We start from the raw sequence: 14,364 nt of genomic DNA on the forward strand, positions 1-14,364 counted from the left end.
GGTCAGGACTCCTTGACCGCGATGGTCTCCACGGTGTTGGCCACGTGCTCGAAGGCGTCCGCCGCCTCCTCCAGGACGTCCACGATCTGCTTGAGCTTGAGCACCTCGATGGCGTCGTACTTGCCGTTGAAGAGGTGCGCCAGCAGCTTGCGGTGGATCTGGTCCGCCTGGTTCTCCAGCCGGTTGACCTCGATCCAGTACTCGGTGAGGTTGTCCATGGTCCGCAGGTGCGGCATCGCCTCGGCGGTCAGTTCGGCCGCCCTGGCCAGCACCTCGATCTGCTGCTCGACCCCTCGGGGCAGTTCCTCGACCTGGTACAGCACCACCAGGTCGACGGCCTCCTCCATGAAGTCCATGATGTCGTCGAGGGACGACGCCAGGGAGTAGATGTCCTCCCGGTCGAAGGGCGTGATGAAGGAGGAGTTCAGCTGGTGGAAGATCGCGTGCGTGGCGTCGTCCCCCGCGTGCTCCGCGGCACGCATCCGTTCCGCGATCTCCGAGCGGGTGGCCGAATCGGCCCCGAGCAGTTCCATGAGGAGCTTCGACCCTGTGACGATGTTGTCCGCGGATGCGGCGAACATGTCGTAGAAGCTCGTCTCCCTGGGGGTCAGACGAAAGCGCACGTGAAGTCCTCGGAATACATCGGTTTCGGTCGCATTGATGCTAGGCGCATCATCCGGCAACAGCTAACCGGCGTCCTACAGTGTCGCTCATCACCGCGGGTGCGCCCTAGCTGGGGTTCTGCACGCACCCTCGCACATTGGGGCGAATTCGGTACGATATACCCTGCCGGGGTATAGGGGGCAGGAGGGACATCATGACGGTCATCGAGACCGGTGGCGCCGAGGAACAGGCGCAGTCGCCGGCGGACGACGCCGGGGACGCTCCGGAGCACGGGCACGAGGCGCACCAGCACGGCTACGCCAAACAGAAGGACCAGCACCTCAAGCGGCTGCGCCGCGTCGAGGGGCAGATCCGCGGTCTGCAGCGGATGGTCGAGCAGGACGTGTACTGCATCGACATCCTCACCCAGGTGTCGGCCGGTACGAAGGCTCTGCAGTCCTTCGCCCTCCAGTTGCTGGAGGAGCACCTGCGGCACTGCGTCGCGGACGCCGCGGCGAAGGGCGGACCGGAGGCCGACGACAAGGTGGCCGAGGCCACCGCCGCCATAGCCCGGCTGCTCCGGAGCTAGCGACCGGCCCCTGCCGACCACCGGGTCCCCTGCGCGGGCACGCGGGGGCTCACGTTCAGCACCTCGTCGATGCGCTCGGAACTCAGCCGTTCCTCGGTCGTCGCCGACGCCGCGATCATCAGCTCGCAGCACAGCTCGATCTCCGCGAGGGCCACGTGGACCTGATCGTCCTGGTCCAGGAGCCACACCGCCACGTGCACCACCTCCTCCCCGCCCAGCGTAGGGACTGGTGCACGGTCCGTGCATGACACGGACGGGCCATTTCGGCAAGCCCTCAGGGGCCGGTCGCAGAAACGATCTTCCCCGTGTAGATGTCGGTCTCCCGGGGCAGCGTGACCCGCACCGGCACCCCGAATCCGTACATCCCGGTCGTCGAGATCACCGTGACCTGCGCTGGCGCGCTCCGTACGCCCGCGCCCCCGCCGTTGCTGAAGGTGAACCGCTGCCGCACCTTGCGCAGCCGGCCGTCCTCGTCGAGCCAGGCGTCGAACGGGACCCGGGTCACGGTGAAGCCCTCCGCCGCGGCCGCGAGCTCCGCCCGCACCAGCGGGGAGGCGATGCGTGCGGCGTCCGCGATGTCCGTGACCCCTTGGTAGTGGCGCACCCGCACCCCGTCCAGGGTCTCCGTCCCGGTCTGCCGCACCTCCCGCGCCCCCCGCAGCAGCTCCACGGCCACCAAGGGGTCGGTCGCGCCCCCCGTGACGAGGTTGCCGTCCGGCAGCCTGGTCGTGTCGACCCGCACCCACTTGTCGGCGGGCACGCCCTCGCCCCGGTTCTTCATGTAGAGGGCGCCGGGCGTCAGCAGCTCCGTGACCGGCTCGTGCTCGGCGTCCCCGGCCGCGTCCGGCGGCAGGACCACCTGGAGGCGGCCGCGGCGCTCGGCGTAGTCGAAGGAGCCGGTGCCCCTGATGGCGATCTTCGTGCCGCCGCTGGCCATCTCCATCGACGTGACGATCTTCGAGCTGCCCGCGGCGGCCAGGGAGTCCACCGCCTGCCGCAGCGTCTCCCCCGCGTCGACCGGGACGCTGTCCACCTCGACGGCCTCACCGGCGGCCGAGCACCCCGCCACCGCCAGCGCGCACAACCCGAGACCCACGGCTGCCACAGTCGCCCGACCGAGCTGCCCCATCTCCGCCAACCCCCTGCACCCGCGCCTCGGACGTCGTCGGGCATAACGAGGGTCAGGGCACCGCGTCACGGCCGGTAGCTTTGTTCCGTGCCTCCCAGCGATCCGCCCCCGCCCGCCCACCGGGCGACCACCACCGAGAAGGGCGCCTTCTCCCGCGCGACCTGCGTCTGCGGCTGGCGGGGCCCGGCCCGCCGGGCGCGCGACCGCGCCCGGCGCGACGCCACCGACCACGAGCAGGGCTGACGACGGTCCGGCGGACGTCACATCCCCCACCCGCAACCGGTCACCTGTTCCCCACCGTCCTCACGGACGACCACACGGGGGAAGCGCAGCGGGAGGCCCCACTTTGAACCGACGAACTTTGATCCGCGGCGGCGCCGGCGTCGCCGCGGCGGGCTGGCTGGCCACGGCCTGCACCCCCGAGAGCGGCCGCCCCGCGCACGCGGGCAGCGCCGCGCCCGGCACCCCCGGCACCACCACGACGGCTGGCGGCTCCGCGTCACCCAGCGCCTCGCCGACCGCCCGCCCCGACTGGAAGGCCCTCGGCCGCACCCTGGACGGCAGCCTCGTCCTGCCCGACGACGCGGACTACGCCACCGCACGCCTGCTGTACAACACCCGCTTCGACGGGCAGCGCCCCGCCGCCGTGGCGTACGTCTCCGGCACCGAGGACATCCGCGCGTGCCTGGACTTCGCCAGCCGCACCGGCGTCCCCGTCTCGGTCCGCAACGGCGGGCACTCCTACGCCGGCTACTCCGGCGGCAAGGGCCGGCTCGTCCTCGACGTCTCGTCCATGGCCTCGGTGAGCCTGTCCGGCGGCACCGCGACCATCGGGGGCGGGGCGAAGCTCATCGACGTCTACACCAAGCTCGGCGCGAGCGGCCGCACCCTGCCGGCCGGCTCGTGCCCGACGGTCGGCATATCCGGCCTCACCCTGGGCGGCGGCCACGGGGTGCTCAGCCGCGCGTACGGGCTGACCTGCGACAGCCTCACCGGCGCCGAGATCGTCACGGCGGGCGGCCGGGTGCTGCGCTGCAGCGCCAGCGAGAACCCGGAGCTGTTCTGGGCGCTGCGCGGCGCGGGCGGCGGCCAGTTCGGCGTGGTCACCCGGCTGACGTTCGACACGCAGGCCTCCCCGCAGGTCGTCACCGGCTACCTGACCTGGCCCTGGAGCAAGGCCGCCGCCGTCCTGCGCGCCTGGCAGGAGTGGGGGCCCACCCAGCCCGACGAGATCTGGTCCGCCCTGCACCTGGACAAGTCGGGCACCGGATCCCCGCAGATCAGCATCGCCACCGTGGGCATCACCTCGCGCGACGGGCTCGCGAACGCCGTCGACCGGCTCGCCGACACCATCGGCGCCCCCGCGACCAGCGTCTCCCTGCACCCGCGCTCCTACCTCGACGCCGCCCTCGCGTACGCGGGCTGCTCGAACCTGAGCACCGCCCAGTGCCACCTGCCCGGTACCACCCCGGGTCGCAGCCCCGCCGGCCGGCTCGGCCGGGAGACCTACGCGGCCCGCTCGGACTTCTACGACCGCTCGCTCTCCGCCGCCGGCATCCAGACCCTCCTGTCCCAGGTGGAGGGGCTCCGCTCCGGCTCCGGCAGCGTCTCCCTCACCGCGCTGGGCGGCGCCGTCAACCGTGTCTCGCCCACGGCCACCGCCTTCGTGCACCGGCGCTCGCGCTTCCTGGCGCAGTACATAGAGAGCCCCGGCACCACGGGCTGGCTGACCGGGCTCCACACGGCCATGCGCCGCCACGCCTCCGGCGCCGCCTACCAGAACTACACCGACGCCACGCTGACCGACTGGCGCACCGCCTACTACGGCTCGGCCGCCGACAAGCTGACCCGCCTGAAGACCCGCTACGACCCCTCGCGGCTGTTCAGCTTCCAGCAGGCCCTGTAACGAGGCCCCGTCCGCCGGCGGCGGCCGTCAGGCGGCCAGGTCCTTGTCGACCGCCGACGGCTCCGGGTAGGGCTCGCCCCGGCGGGCCTCCGGCGACCGGCCGGGCGAGGCCTGCACGAGCACGCCGATGCGGGACCCCGCCACGGCCTTCGTCAGCGGTGTCAGCAGGGCCAGCGCCGCCGGGGCCAGCAGCAGCGCGACGGCCGTGCCGAGGGCGAAGCCGCCCAGGACGTCGGTGGGGTAGTGCACGCCCATGTAGACGCGGCAGAAGCCCTCGGCCAGCGCGACGGCGATGGCCGCCAGGCCCCACTTGCGGCTGACCATGAACAGCCCCATCGCGACGGCCATCGTCAAGGTGGCGTGGTCGCTGACGAAGGAGAAGTCGGTCTTCCCCTTCACCAGGACGTCGATGCCCTCGTGGTCCACGAAGGGCCGGGGCCGGTCCACGAAGTTCCGCAGCGGGATGTTGAGCGCCAGCGCGATCGACGCCGCCAGCCCGGCCCAGATCACACCCGCCACGGCCGTAGGCGCCTCGGTGCCGCTGCGGCGCGCCACGCGCCACCAGCACCAGCCGGCGATCAGCACCATGAGCAGGATCAGGCCGTACTCGCCGACGGCCTCCATCACACGGTCGAACCAGCGCGGGGCGTCCTTCGCGAGCCCGTTGATGTCGCGGAGCAGACTGACGTCGGGGTTCGAGCCGTCCAGTGAGAGCTCTGCCACCGGTGTCCCTCACTCTCTTCCGCCGCACCCCCGTGCACGTCCGTGTGGGAGTTGATTCTCCCCCGTCCAACGGACGGCACGGTACGTCGCGTTCCGGTCTCCACCGGATGATCACCAAGGTGTTATCGAAGGGAGACACGTTCCCGCATGCCGGGGCCGGTTGTTCACCCACGGCGACGCCGCGGCGGGCGCGCGACGGTCACACCGCCGCCGCGCCCGCCGCCGTCACGCGCGTCGCCCCGATGTAGTCCGGGGTGTCGATCTTGTCGAAGCGGATCACCGCGCCCGTGTAGGGAGCGTTGATCATGTAGCCGCCGCCGACGTAGATCCCCACGTGGTGGATGGACCGTGGGTCGGTCAGGTCGTACGCGAAGAAGACCAGGTCGCCCGGGAGCAGCTCGTCCCGCTTCGGGTGCGGTCCGGCGTTCCACTGGTCGTTGGCCACGCGCGGCAGCTCGATCCCCACCGAGTGGTACGCCGCCTTCGTCAGGCCCGAGCAGTCGAACCTGCCGCCCTGTTCCGGCGTGCCGTTGCCGCCCCACAGGTACTTCGTCCCCAGCTTCTGCTGGGCGTAGTAGATCGCGCCCGCCGACTGCCGCGACGGCCCCACCGGGCCCACGGGCGCCGCGAAGCTCTTCTGCAGGGTCGTGATGATCCGGACGTAGTTCTGCGTCTCCCGGATCCGCGGCACCCCGCCGGCCTGGATGACGCGGTACGCACCCGCGTTGTACGCGGCGAGCATGTTCTCCGTCGGGTCCCCCGGCACGTCCTTGACGTAACCCGCCAGCTCGCAGTCGTACGAGGCTGCCGAGGGGATGGCGTCCGCCGGGTCCCACACGTCGCGGTCCCCGTCACCGTCCCCGTCCACGCCGTGCGTCGCCCACGTCCCGGGGATGAACTGCGCTATCCCCTGCGCCTGCGCCGCGCTCTGCGCCTTCGGGTTCCAGCCGCTCTCCTGGTAGAGCTGTGCCGCCAGCAGCGCCGGGTTGATGGCCCCGCAGAGGTTCCCCCACTTCTGCACCAGGCCCTGGTACGCCGCCGGCACCGCCCCCGTGGCGAGCGTCACCGCCCCGCCCCCGCCCGTCAGCTTCGCCGCCACCAGGTACGTACCGACCACGAGCAGCATGACGAACGACATGAAGAGGCCACCCACGACCCCCGACACCAGCCAGGCCTTCCGCGCGGTCCGTGAAGCCGCCGTCACCCGCCCCACCCCTTCGTCACATCACCCTGCCCGGCGCGGAAGGTGACGGTGCGCCAGGCCCTGGGGAGCATCCCCACCCGCAGCGCCGCCAATCGTTGCCCTCCGCTCACCACCGTGATACACAGAGTAGTCAACAAAGTCCCATCGAACACCGGATCGCACGCCAGTGTGTCCAGTCTGGCGGTTGCGGCCCGGATCACACCGGGGAATCGGCTGAGAAAGTCGCCGAGTCGACATACGACGGCGGCATCCTCCGCCAAGATAGACCTTGGCTCCTTGCGCCCCGTCGAGGACGCCAACTGATCTAGCGTGGTGGTGAGTTCTCATGTTCCTGGCGGCCGACAAGGGCGACATCAACACCATCATCGGTGGTATCGCCCCGGACTGGGGGCCTTTCGGTTCCCTGGGGAACGAAGCACGCGTCATGATCGAGGTGGTCATGGCAGTGGCGATCCTGCTCTGCCTGGCCATCGCGATCTGGGGCGCGGCGAAACAGCGCATCGGAGCCACGGCGCTCCGCGACACCTTCAGTGCGGAGCAGGGCAAGGGACTGATCATCGCCGGCCTGACCGGCGTGTTCATCATCGGCTCCCTCGGCACGCTCTTCACCATCGTCTACGGGATGGCGGTCTAGCGACCACGCGTCGGACTCCGCCCCATCCCCTGCGCACTGTCCCCGAGGGGCCCGTCCCGGCCCCGCACCCCACCCGAGGCTGTCTGCTGATGCCCACTCACCCGATGACCCCCGAGGGGGCGAGCCCCCGATGAGCCTCGGCCAGGACGGCCCCCCGACCCGTACCCGTCTCCCCGAGCCCCCGCCCGGCACCGGCGGCCCCTCCCGCCGCCCGCAGCGCTCCAGCCGCAGCCTCGTCACGGTCGTCGGCGTCGTCGTGCTCCTCATCGCCGCCATCGCCTTCGCCAACCGCGGCGGCGGCTCCCCCTCCGACTCCCCCGGCGGCGGCAGCCAGAGCGGCGGATCTTCCAACGGCGCCCGTTCCCAGCCCACATCCCCCACCGGCACGAAGCCGGTCAACGGCAAGGACGCGGGGATCCCCACGGGTTACGCCCGCACCGACCAGGGCGCGGAATCCGCGGGGGCCAACTACGCGGTGGCCCTGGTGTCCGCCGACATCCTCAATCCGGACCGGCGGCACCAGATCGTGCAGCGGCTCTTCACCAACGGCACCGTGGACGAGCTGCAGGCCAAGCTCGACAACGCGTACTCGACGGACTTCCTCGCCAAGCTCGGCCTCGACGAGGACGGCAACGCTCCGGAGGGCATGACCTACGTCTCGCGGACCGTCCCCGTGGGCACCACGACCACCGATTTCCGCAGCGACGCCGCGACGGTGGAGGTCTGGTGCACCGGGGTGTTCGGGACCGCGGGTGAGGGTTCCACGAACCCGGTCGTCAACGACTGGTTCACGATGACGCTCAAGCTGCGCTGGGCGGACAATGACTGGAAGGTCGAGAGCTTCTCGCAGAAGGACGGCCCCGCGCCGGTCAACAGCGACCGAACCGCATCGACCGCCGACGAGATCGCCAACGCCGTGAAGCAGTACGGGGGTTTCACCTATGCCCGGTAGCCAGCGCCGTGCCACCACGATCGGCGCCGCCCTGGTCACCCTGCAGACGGCGGGGGTGCTCCTCTCGGCGCGGGCCTTCGCGGCACCGTCCCCGACCCCCTCCCCATCGGGCGGCAGGGACGAGTGCGAACTCATCGTCGGCCCCGCCCGCGACTACTGCGAGAGCGGCAACGGCTCCGGCCACACCCCCTCCGTGGCGGACCCCCTCGACCCCCTGGACTCGCTCGCGCGCGGCTGCGCCGACGCCGCCGCCTGGGTCATCGACGGCCTCTCCAAGGCCGTCAACAGGACCGCGGCCGTGGACTTCACCAACAAGGCGTTCCTCACCCAGTACGCCGTCGTCTTCGCCGCCTCCACCTTCCTCACGCTCCTCCTGTGGCTGCTGGCCGTCGCCAAGCGCGCCGTGCGCGGGGTGCCCCTCACCGAGGCGCTGACCGAGGCGGTCGGCTTCCTCTGGCTCACCGTGATCGCCTCCGCCTTCACGCCGCTGATCCTCTACACCGTCGTGTCGGCGACCGACGGCATCACGGAGGTCATCGCCTCGGGCACCTCCGCCGGCACCGACACGTTCTTCGGCTCGTTCCAGGACGCGTTGACCAAGGACTCCGACATCGGCGGCGGCCCGATCATGCTGATCGTGGTCTCCCTGGTGTCCGTGCTCGCCGCCGGCGTCCTGTGGCTCGAACTCGTCATCCGTGCCGCCCTGCTATACGTCGGCGCGCTGCTCGGCACCGCCGTGTACTCGGGCCTGGTCGACAAGAACATGTGGCACCACGTGCGCCGTTGGGCCGGGATCATGATCGCGGTGATCCTCGTCAAACCGGTGATCGTGGTCGTGCTGGGCCTCGCGGGCGCGCTCAGCGGCTCCGACGGGCCCACCGCGTTCGGCGCCGTCGTGTCGGGTCTGGCCATCATCCTGCTGGCCATCTTCGCCAGCGCGATGATCTACCGCTTCGTCCCCGGCTTCGGCGACGACGTGGCCAGCCTCCGCAGCAACCGCAAGGCGAGCACCGAGTCCCAGGCCGCCGCCGTCATCTCCTCCCCGGCCGCGCTGGTGAAGCAGGGCATCAAGACGCACAGCACCCGCGGCGGCCCCCAGGAGCAGGCCTCGGGCGGCGGCGCACAGCCCACGAACGCCGTGCCCAGCGGCATCGCCGCGCACAGCAGCCGCAACGGCACCGCGCCGGCACCGGCCCCCGCGCCGCGCACGAACCCTGACCGCGGCAACGGCGGCGGAACCACCAGCAAGACAGCAGGAGGCGAAAGCCGGTGACGTCCCAGCCCTACGCCGCACCGCAGCAGCGCCGGACGTACCTGATCGGCAAGGCACGTCCCAACGCCATCGTCGGCAAGAACCGCGAGACCGGTGAGATCGCCCTGATCATCGTCGGCGCGTTCCTCGGCATGATGAGCGGCCTGCTGATCCCCGTGCTGCCGCTGCGCATCCTCGGCCTGACGGGCTGGCCGCTGCTCACCTTCGCCGCCGTCTACATGCCCTACCGGCGCCGCACCTTCTACCGCTGGTTCGAGATCAACCGCAGCTACCGCCGCACGCTGCGGTCGGCCGCCACGTACCGCTCCACCGCCGCCGAGTCCGGCACCCGGCTCGACGGCCGCGAGGTGGAGATCGGGCCGCCCCCCGGCATCGGCCGCATCACCTGGCTGTCGGCACCCTTCGGCCCGGACGAGATCGCCGTGCTGCTGCACGTCGACCGGCGCACCGTGACCGCCGCCATCGAGATCGAGGGCCCCGGCGTCGGCCTGCGCGACAGCGAGGACCAGGAGGCCCTGGTCGAACGCTTCGGCACCCTGCTGAAGCACGTGGCCAACGGCGACGGGTTCGTCACCCGGCTGCAGATGCTCGCCCGCACCCTCCCCGCCGACCCCGACGCCCACGCGAAGGACGTCGCCCAGCGCGGCGACGACCGGGCCGAGCAGTGGCTCAAGGACTCCTACGACCAACTGCAGTCGATGGTGTCGACCTCGTCCGAGCAGCACCGCGCCTACCTCGTCGCGTGCATGCACTACAGCCGCGAGCTCGCCGCCGAGGGCAACGCCATCGCCCGCGCCGCGGGCGGCGCCCGCAAGTCCCTCGACAAGGACGCCGGCATCGCCGCCGTCATGGCCCGCGAGCTCACCGACATCTGCGCCCGCCTCGCCGAAGCCGACATCCGGGTCCGGCAACCGCTCGGCCAGGCGCGGCTGGCGTCGCTCATCCACTCCATGTACGACCCGGACCACCCGATCGACCACATCCAGGCGATGACCCGGCGCAACGCCTGGCCCGCGGAACTGGACGCCACCGAGCCGACCTTCCTCCAGGCCAAGACCCGCGAGTCGGCCACCCGCGCCCCCTGGTGCCACTCCACGGCCTGGGTCAAGGAGTGGCCGCTGACCCCCGTCGGCGTCAACTTCCTCGCCCCGCTGCTGGTCCACACCCCGGACGTGATCCGTACCGTCGCCGTCTGCATGGACCTCGAACCGACCGACGTCGCCATCGAGCGCATGCTCACCGAGAAGACCAACGACGACGCCGAGGCCAGCCGCGCCGCCAAGATGAACCGCGTCGTCGACCCCCGCGACCTCGCCCACCACACCCGCATCGACCAGCGCGGCGAGGACCTCGCCTCCGGAGCCGCGGGCGTCAACCTGGTCGGGTACATCACGGTCTCCTCCCGCTCCCCGGAGGCCCTGGCGCGCGACAAGCGCACGATCCGCGCCTCCGCGGGCAAGTCGTACCTCAAGCTGGAGTGGTGCGACCGCGAACACCACCGGGCGTTCGTCAACACGCTTCCGTTCGCGACCGGCATCCGCCGCTGAGGGGCCGGGAGGTAGCACCATGCGCCTGTGCGCACTTGACGCTCCGTCTCCAGGGACGGCGCTAATGGGAAGGACGACAGGGACAACGATGCCACGCCGGAGCCTGCGCCCCAGGCGCGACGACCGCTGACGCCGAGGAGGCTCTCCACCCATGGCCATGCTGGACCCCCTCGCAGCGATCACCGACGCCTTCACCAGCTTCCTCTTCGGCAAGGTGGAGTCCACCCGACTCCCCGTCCGCACCTCCACGGGCCAGGCCCAGGCCGTCTACATGCCGACCGCCGCACCCGGCCTCGGCGACTCCGGCGTGATCATCGGCCGCGAGGTCTACTCCGGCAAGGGCTACATCTACGACCCGTTCCAGCTGTACGGGCAGCAACTCCCCGCCCCCCACTGGCTGGTCCTCGGCGAGTCCGGCAACGGAAAGTCCGCCCTGGAGAAGACGTACGTCCTGCGTCAGCTGCGCTTCCGCGACCGCCAGGTCGTCGTCCTGGACGCACAGGGCGAGGACGGCGTCGGCGAGTGGAACCTCATCGCCAAGGCCCTCGGAATAACGCCCATCCGCCTCGACCCGATGGCGGCCCTCGACGGGGGCATCAAGCTCAACCCGCTCGACCCGGCGATCACCACCACGGGCCAGCTCGCCCTGCTCCGCACGATCATCGAGGTCGCGATGGGCCGCGGCCTGGACGAGCGTTCCGGCTTCGCGCTGAAGGTCGCCCACGCGTACGTCCACGACACGGTCACCGACCGCCAGCCGATCCTCACCGACATCGTGGACCGGCTGCGGCACCCCATGGCCGACTCGGCCGAGTCGATGAACGTCGACCTGGAGGACGTCCGCGCCTGGGGCCTGGACGTGGCCCTCGTCCTGGACCGGCTCGTCGACGGCGACCTGCGGGGCATGTTCGACGGCCCGACGACCGCCGGCATCGACCTCGACGCCCCGCTCATCGTCTTCGACCTGTCCCACATCGACCGCAACTCCATCGCCATGCCTATCCTCATGGCGATCGTCGGCGTCTGGCTGGAGCACACCTGGATCCGCCCCGACCGGAAGAAACGCATCTTCCTGGTCGAGGAGGCCTGGCACATCATCAACAGCCCGTTCGTCGCGCAGCTCTTCCAGCGACTGCTGAAGTTCGGCCGCCGTCTCGGCCTGTCCTTCGTCGCCGTCGTCCACCACCTGTCCGACGTGGTGGACGGCGCCGCCGCCAAGGAGGCCGCGGCGATCCTCAAGATGGCCTCCACGCGCACCATCTACGCCCAGAAGGCCGACGAGGCGCGCGCGACCGGCCGGGTGCTGGGCCTGCCCCGGTGGGCGGTGGAGATCATCCCTACCCTCACCCCCGGCATCGCCGTCTGGGACGTCAACGGCAACGTGCAGGTCGTCAAGCACCTCATCACGGAGACCGAACGCCCGCTGGTCTACACCGACCGCGCCATGACCGAGGCCTCGGCCGACGAGGACGACCGGGCGGACGGGATCGACGAGCCCCGGGTCTCCCTCGACAAGCAGCTGGCCGACGACGCGGTGGCCTGAACGGGGACCTGACCATGGCGAGAGCGCAGCACCACGGACAGGAGCGCGAGGGCGGCATCCCGGACGGGCTGATCCTCGGTGTCATGGGCTTCCTGCTCGGCATGACCGTCCTGGTGTGGACGGGCACGGGGATAGCCGGCCTCGTCTCCCACGGGGCGTGGCCGGCCGAGGTCCACTTCACGCGCACGCCCGTGGCCATGCGCCACCTCATCGCCGACCCCCACGACATCGCAGGGGCCTGGCGGCCCGCCCCGAAGGCGGGGCTGCCCGGCTCCGGGCTGTTCTGGGGCGTGTTCATCGGGCAGTTGATGGTGCTCTTCGTCCTCACGGTCTTCGTGATGGGCGTCGTCGCCCGCACCCGGCTGCGCCGCGCGGCACGCCGTACGGCCGTCCAGAAGGCCGCGGAGGCTGCCGTGGAGCCGGGGACCCCCATCCGGACCCGCCAGGCCGCGCAGCGGCCCGTGGAGGCCCCTGAGCCGGCCGCCCCCGAGCCTGAACCCGTACCGGTGGGGCCTGCCACCGGCGTCCCCGCCGCCGGCCCCGCGGCTCCGTCGGTGACCACCGACCGCGAACTCACCCGCACCTACGCCGCCTTCGCCGCCCTCCGCAGCGACAAGGGCAAGCGCCTCGTCCAGCCGTCCGTCCTCAACGCGGCGGGCCCGGTCCTCGTCACCACCGCCGACCCGGACACCTTCCACCAGACCGTCGGCAACCGCGCCAAGCTCGGCCCGGTCCACGTCTACGACCCGGCCCACCTGGTGGACACCCCGGCCCGGCTCCGCTGGGCCCCGCACTCGGGCTGCGAGGACGTCCCCACGGCCGTCACCCGCGCCCGTGCCCTGCTCTTCCCGGTACGGCCGCGCGCCGCGGTGGACGCCGCGATGTTCGACGCCGCCGAGACCCTCCTGCGCTGCTGGCTGCACGCCGCCGCCGTCGACGGCCAGCCCTTCCGCCAGGTGCACCGCTGGGCGGGCGGCACCTCCGGCCAGGACGCCGTCCGCATCCTGCGCACGCACTCCAAGGCCGCCTCCGGCTGGAGCGGGGAGCTCGAGTCCGTCCTCCACGCCCACACCCACCGCCGCGACGCCGCCCAGGCCCTCGTCCACCGCGCCCTGGAGTCCCTCAACTCCGTCCACATCCGGGACGCCTGCAATCCGGGACGCGCCGACGGCCTCGAGCTGGAGTCATTCCTCAAGGATCTGGGCACGCTCTATGTGGTGGGCGAACCCAACGAGGATCCGCGAACCCACCCGGGTGCGATGCCGTTGCTCACCGCACTCGTCTCCAGCGTGGTCGAGCACGGCCGGCGCATGGCCGCAGGGTCATCCTCCGGTCGGCTCGACCCACCAATGACCCTCGTGCTGGACGACATCGCCGCCCTCGCGCCGATCCCGGAGCTCCCCGACCTCCTGGCCACCGGCACCTCGGCGGGACTGCCCACCCTGGCCGTGCTCCGCTCCCCCGAACAGGCCCGCGACCACTGGCGAGGGCCGTTGTGGCAGCGCGCCGACACCCGCCTCGTCCTCGGCACCCAGCCCCCCGCGCTCCTCGAAGAGGTCCCGGACGCGGTGCGGTTGCCCTAGCGCGCTCCCTACGGGCGCTCCAGCTCCATCTCGTACTCGGTCTGCGACTCGTCCAGCGGGAACGCCATCGTCCTCCCCGTCCTGACGAAGCCGAGCCGCTTGTAGAAGGCCTGCGCCCGGTGGTTGTCCTCGTGCACCCACAGCCGCACGCGCCTCACCTGCTCCGGCAGCTGCCACGACCACTCGATCGCCGCACCCAGCAATTCCGCGGCCAACGCCCCGCCCCGGAACTCCGGCCGTACGTAGACGCCGACCAGATGCGTCTGGGGCACGGCGAACTCCTCGCCCGTCTCCACGAGTACGGCCACGTTCGCGACGCGTTCGCCGGCCTCGTCCTCCGCGATGAACGCCTGCGTCCGTCCCCGCTGCTGCCACACCTCGTCGGTGAACGCGGCCTCGGTGTCGTGCGTGTTGACGAAGGCCACGCTGCTGGCGGGGTCCTTGAGCGCCTCCAGCCGCAGGGCCCGCTGGGCACGCCACTCGTCGGGCCGGGATGCACGTATCGTGTAGCTCGTCATACCGCGATCGTACGCAAAAAAGCCCCGGCTCCCGAATGATTAACTCGGGAGCCGGGGCTCAAAATTTGTTCGGCGGCGTCCTACTCTCCCACAGGGTCCCCCCTGCAGTACCATCGGCGCTGAAAGGCTTAGCTTCCGGGTTCGGAATGTAACCGGGCGT

15 protein-coding genes and 1 rRNA gene are annotated in these 14,364 nt (G+C 71.4%); 9 read left to right on the forward strand and 7 right to left on the reverse strand.

The features are described 5' to 3' along the window. Positions 1–2 precede the first annotated feature (2 nt). Positions 3–623 (reverse strand): DUF47 domain-containing protein, encoded by a 621-nt coding sequence (locus ACFYYN_RS29775; RefSeq protein WP_026251102.1) that lies wholly within the window; start codon positions 621–623, stop codon positions 3–5. A 194-nt stretch (positions 624–817) separates the two neighbouring features. Between ACFYYN_RS29775 and ACFYYN_RS29780 the strand changes: the two genes are divergently transcribed. Beyond that, positions 818–1,192, forward strand: coding sequence for a metal-sensitive transcriptional regulator (locus ACFYYN_RS29780; RefSeq protein ID WP_500330714.1), 375 nt, complete (start codon positions 818–820; stop codon positions 1,190–1,192). Here ACFYYN_RS29780 and ACFYYN_RS29785 read toward each other — a convergent pair. After that, positions 1,189–1,395 carry a hypothetical protein gene (locus ACFYYN_RS29785; protein ID WP_499513101.1) on the reverse strand — a complete coding sequence of 69 codons (207 nt, stop codon included), beginning with the start codon at positions 1,393–1,395 and terminating at the stop codon, positions 1,189–1,191. The two genes, ACFYYN_RS29780 and ACFYYN_RS29785, sit on opposite strands and share 4 nt — an antisense overlap. 71 nt (positions 1,396–1,466) lie before the next feature. Continuing rightward, positions 1,467–2,321 carry an SCO4651 family lipoprotein gene (locus tag ACFYYN_RS29790; protein WP_500548198.1) on the reverse strand — a complete coding sequence of 285 codons (855 nt, stop codon included), beginning with the start codon at positions 2,319–2,321 and terminating at the stop codon, positions 1,467–1,469. Between the two features lie 87 nt (positions 2,322–2,408). Between ACFYYN_RS29790 and ACFYYN_RS29795 the strand changes: the two genes are divergently transcribed. Both ACFYYN_RS29795 and ACFYYN_RS29800 read left to right on the forward strand, forming a co-directional pair. Continuing rightward, positions 2,409–2,564 carry a hypothetical protein gene (locus ACFYYN_RS29795; protein WP_500330710.1) on the forward strand — a complete coding sequence of 52 codons (156 nt, stop codon included), beginning with the start codon at positions 2,409–2,411 and terminating at the stop codon, positions 2,562–2,564. A 103-nt stretch (positions 2,565–2,667) separates the two neighbouring features. Continuing rightward, entirely contained in the window at positions 2,668–4,227 is a 1,560-nt protein-coding gene (locus tag ACFYYN_RS29800) for an FAD-binding oxidoreductase (RefSeq protein ID WP_500548199.1), read from the forward strand. Between the two features lie 27 nt (positions 4,228–4,254). Here ACFYYN_RS29800 and ACFYYN_RS29805 read toward each other — a convergent pair whose 3' ends face one another. Further along, positions 4,255–4,950: a phosphatase PAP2 family protein gene (locus ACFYYN_RS29805; protein WP_500548200.1), complete on the reverse strand. Its 696-nt coding sequence runs from the start codon at positions 4,948–4,950 to the stop codon at positions 4,255–4,257. Positions 4,951–5,149: 199 nt separating this feature from the next. Then, complete coding sequence (locus ACFYYN_RS29810; protein ID WP_500330705.1) at positions 5,150–6,088, reverse strand: C40 family peptidase; 939 nt, start codon at positions 6,086–6,088, stop codon at positions 5,150–5,152. Positions 6,089–6,479: 391 nt separating this feature from the next. Here ACFYYN_RS29810 and ACFYYN_RS29815 point away from each other — a divergent pair, with 391 nt between their 5' ends. The 6 genes from ACFYYN_RS29815 to ACFYYN_RS29840 all read left to right on the forward strand — a co-directional run bounded on the left by ACFYYN_RS29815 (position 6,480) and on the right by ACFYYN_RS29840 (position 13,686). Further along, positions 6,480–6,788: a DUF8827 family protein gene (locus ACFYYN_RS29815; RefSeq protein ID WP_319140882.1), complete on the forward strand. Its 309-nt coding sequence runs from the start codon at positions 6,480–6,482 to the stop codon at positions 6,786–6,788. Positions 6,789–6,918: 130 nt separating this feature from the next. Continuing rightward, complete coding sequence (locus ACFYYN_RS29820) at positions 6,919–7,740, forward strand: DUF8175 domain-containg protein (protein WP_500548201.1); 822 nt, start codon at positions 6,919–6,921, stop codon at positions 7,738–7,740. Then, positions 7,730–9,013, forward strand: a complete 1,284-nt coding sequence (locus ACFYYN_RS29825) for a hypothetical protein (RefSeq protein ID WP_500548202.1) — start codon at positions 7,730–7,732, stop codon at positions 9,011–9,013. Before ACFYYN_RS29820 ends, ACFYYN_RS29825 begins: the two co-directional genes overlap by 11 nt. Then, entirely contained in the window at positions 9,010–10,560 is a 1,551-nt protein-coding gene (locus ACFYYN_RS29830; protein ID WP_500548203.1) for an SCO6880 family protein, read from the forward strand. Before ACFYYN_RS29825 ends, ACFYYN_RS29830 begins: the two co-directional genes overlap by 4 nt. Before the next feature lie 157 nt (positions 10,561–10,717). Next, the gene (locus tag ACFYYN_RS29835; RefSeq protein ID WP_500330819.1) at positions 10,718–12,103 is read left to right on the forward strand and encodes an ATP-binding protein; all 1,386 of its coding nucleotides are present in this window, start codon (positions 10,718–10,720) and stop codon (positions 12,101–12,103) included. 14 nt (positions 12,104–12,117) lie between these two features. Further along, complete coding sequence (locus ACFYYN_RS29840; RefSeq protein WP_500548204.1) at positions 12,118–13,686, forward strand: type IV secretory system conjugative DNA transfer family protein; 1,569 nt, start codon at positions 12,118–12,120, stop codon at positions 13,684–13,686. Between the two features lie 8 nt (positions 13,687–13,694). Here the strand turns inward: ACFYYN_RS29840 and ACFYYN_RS29845 are convergent, their stop codons facing one another. Both ACFYYN_RS29845 and rrf read right to left on the reverse strand, forming a co-directional pair. Then, on the reverse strand, positions 13,695–14,204 hold the full coding sequence (locus tag ACFYYN_RS29845) for a GNAT family N-acetyltransferase (protein ID WP_500330695.1): 510 nt from the start codon (positions 14,202–14,204) through the stop codon (positions 13,695–13,697). A 67-nt stretch (positions 14,205–14,271) separates the two neighbouring features. Beyond that, positions 14,272–14,364, reverse strand: a 5S ribosomal RNA gene (gene rrf / locus ACFYYN_RS29850); the annotation flags it as partial.

The sequence above is a fragment of the Streptomyces sp. NPDC001902 genome (assembly GCF_042891295.1).
GTDB lineage: Bacteria > Actinomycetota > Actinomycetes > Streptomycetales > Streptomycetaceae > Actinacidiphila.

Excerpts from the sequence above, each read along its gene's own strand:
- ACFYYN_RS29780 (WP_500330714.1), top strand. The coding sequence starts at position 818 with ATGACGGTCATCGAGACCGGTGGCGCCGAGGAACAGGCGCAGTCGCCG.
- ACFYYN_RS29790 (WP_500548198.1), bottom strand. The coding sequence starts at position 2,321 with ATGGGGCAGCTCGGTCGGGCGACTGTGGCAGCCGTGGGTCTCGGGTTG.
- ACFYYN_RS29810 (WP_500330705.1), bottom strand. The coding sequence starts at position 6,088 with ATGTCGTTCGTCATGCTGCTCGTGGTCGGTACGTACCTGGTGGCGGCG.
- ACFYYN_RS29815 (WP_319140882.1), top strand. The coding sequence starts at position 6,480 with ATGTTCCTGGCGGCCGACAAGGGCGACATCAACACCATCATCGGTGGT.
- ACFYYN_RS29820 (WP_500548201.1), top strand. The coding sequence starts at position 6,919 with ATGAGCCTCGGCCAGGACGGCCCCCCGACCCGTACCCGTCTCCCCGAG.
- ACFYYN_RS29825 (WP_500548202.1), top strand. The coding sequence starts at position 7,730 with ATGCCCGGTAGCCAGCGCCGTGCCACCACGATCGGCGCCGCCCTGGTC.
- ACFYYN_RS29835 (WP_500330819.1), top strand. The coding sequence starts at position 10,718 with ATGCTGGACCCCCTCGCAGCGATCACCGACGCCTTCACCAGCTTCCTC.
- ACFYYN_RS29840 (WP_500548204.1), top strand. The coding sequence starts at position 12,118 with ATGGCGAGAGCGCAGCACCACGGACAGGAGCGCGAGGGCGGCATCCCG.
- ACFYYN_RS29845 (WP_500330695.1), bottom strand. The coding sequence starts at position 14,204 with ATGACGAGCTACACGATACGTGCATCCCGGCCCGACGAGTGGCGTGCC.